At 72.1% G+C, this 2,154-nt stretch carries 1 protein-coding gene; it reads left to right on the forward strand.

Features of this window, described 5'->3' with window-relative positions:
* Positions 1 to 122: 122 nt before the first annotated feature.
* On the forward strand, positions 123 to 2,154 hold a 2,032-nt coding region (locus tag IAE56_RS20820), incomplete at its 3' end, for an ATP-dependent DNA helicase (protein WP_234456246.1).

Raw genomic sequence — 2,154 nt, forward strand, 5'->3', positions numbered from 1 at the left:
CCGCAAACCCACAGCCCCCCGCTAACCCCCAGTACAACCCAGAGCCATGAACACCGCTGTTGCTGTTGCCTTGGCTTGAAACGGGTGCCGGGCAGCGCCCGGCCGGGTATCCTTCCTGTCTGATGTCCGACCTCGTTCATGCCAGCCGCGAAGCCCTCAGCGAAGGCGGCGCGCTCGCCTCGCACCTGGATGCCTTCAACCCGCGTCCCGCACAGCTGCGCCTGACCGAGGCCATCGCCGATGCGCTGCAGCAGCGCGACCTGCTGCTGGCCGAGGCCGGTACCGGCACCGGCAAGACCTTCGCCTACCTGGTGCCGGTCCTGCTGTCCGGCCTGCGCACCATCATCTCCACCGGCACCCGCGCGCTGCAGGACCAGCTCTACCACCGTGATCTGCCGCGCGTGCGCCAGGCGCTGGGCGTGGGCCTGCGCAGCGCGCTGCTGAAGGGCCGGGCCAATTACCTGTGCCGCTACCGCCTGCAGCAGGCGCGGGGCGAGCCGCGTTTTTCCAGCCCCGACCAGGCCGCGCAGTTCCAGCGCATCCTCGCCTGGTCCGGTCGCTCGCAGTTCGGCGACATCGCCGAGCTGGACGGCCTGGCCGATGATTCGCCGCTGCTGCCGATGGTCACCTCCACCGTCGACAACTGCCTGGGCACCGACTGCCCGTTCTGGGACGACTGTTTCGTCGTGCACGCGCGGCAACGCGCGCAGGCGGCCGACGTGGTGGTGGTCAACCACCACCTGCTGCTGGCCGACCTGGCGCTCAAGCAGGATGGCTTCGGCGAGCTGCTGCCCGGTGCGCAGGCGTTCGTCATCGACGAGGCGCACCAGCTGCCCGAACTCGCCGCGCAGTTCTTCGGCGAGGGCTTCGGCATGCGCCCGTGGCAGGAACTGGCCCGCGACTGCCTGGCCGAGGCGCGTGGCGTCGGCGGTGCGCAGTCGGCGCTGCAGGAGCCGGTCGACCAGCTGCAGCAGGCGCTGCTGGCGCTGCGCCTGGCGATGGAAGGGCTGCCGTCCCGCGGTACCCAGTGGCGCGCGTTGGCGATGCCGCAGGTGCGCGAGGGCTTCGATACGGCGATGACCTGCCTGGTGGCGCTGGAACAGGCGCTGCAGCCGCTGCGCGAAGCCGCCGCCGGCCTCGATGCCTGCCACGCGCGTGCGCGTGAAGCGGTTTCGCGGCTGGCGCGCTGGCTGGGCGACGACGAACCGACCCTGGATTTCGATACCGACCCGGCCGACGCGGCCAGCGCCGCCGACGTGCTCTGGTACGAACTCACCCCGCGCGGTTTCCGCTGCCAGCGCACGCCGATGGATGTGTCCGGACCGCTGCGTGAGCACCGCGAGCGCAGCCGTGCGGCGTGGATCTTCACCTCGGCCACGCTGACCGTGGGCGGTGGCTTCGACCACATCGCCACCCGCCTGGGCCTGGATGATCCGCACACGCTGGTCCAGCCCAGCCCGTTCAACTGGCCCGAGCAGGCGCTGTGCTACCTGCCCGAAGGCCTGCCCGATCCCGCTGCGCGTGGCTTCGGTACCGCGCTCATCCAGGCCCTGCGGCCGGTGCTGCAGGCCTCGCAGGGCAGGGCGTTCCTGCTGTTCGCCTCGCACCGTGCGCTGCGCGAGGCCGCCGAGGCGTTGCGCGACGGGCCGTGGCCGCTGTTCGTGCAGGGCGAGGCGCCGCGTGCCACGTTGCTGCAGCGTTTCCGCGATTCCGGCAACGGCGTGCTGCTTGGCTCGGCCAGCTTCCGCGAGGGCGTGGACGTGGTGGGCGAGGCGCTGAGCGTAGTGGTGATCGACAAGCTGCCGTTCGCCGCGCCGGACGACCCGGTGTACGAAGCGCGGCTGGAGGCGATCCGCAGCCAGGGCGGCAATCCGTTCCGCGACGAACAGCTGCCGCAGGCGGTGATCGCCCTCAAGCAGGGCGTGGGCCGGCTGATCCGCAGCGAGACCGACCGCGGCGTGCTGGTGCTGTGCGACCCGCGCCTGCTCAACCGCGGCTATGGCCGGGTGTTCCTCGATTCGCTGCCGCCGTTCCGCCGCACCCGCGCGCTGGCCGATGTGCAGGCCTTCTTTGCGCCACAATGGGCCCCCGTGGCCGACGACGCCGCCGCCCCGACCGTCCCGGCCCCCGCGGGCGGGGGCCCCCCCCCCCCCC

This window comes from Stenotrophomonas sp. S41 (assembly GCF_016624625.1).
Classification (GTDB): domain Bacteria; phylum Pseudomonadota; class Gammaproteobacteria; order Xanthomonadales; family Xanthomonadaceae; genus Stenotrophomonas.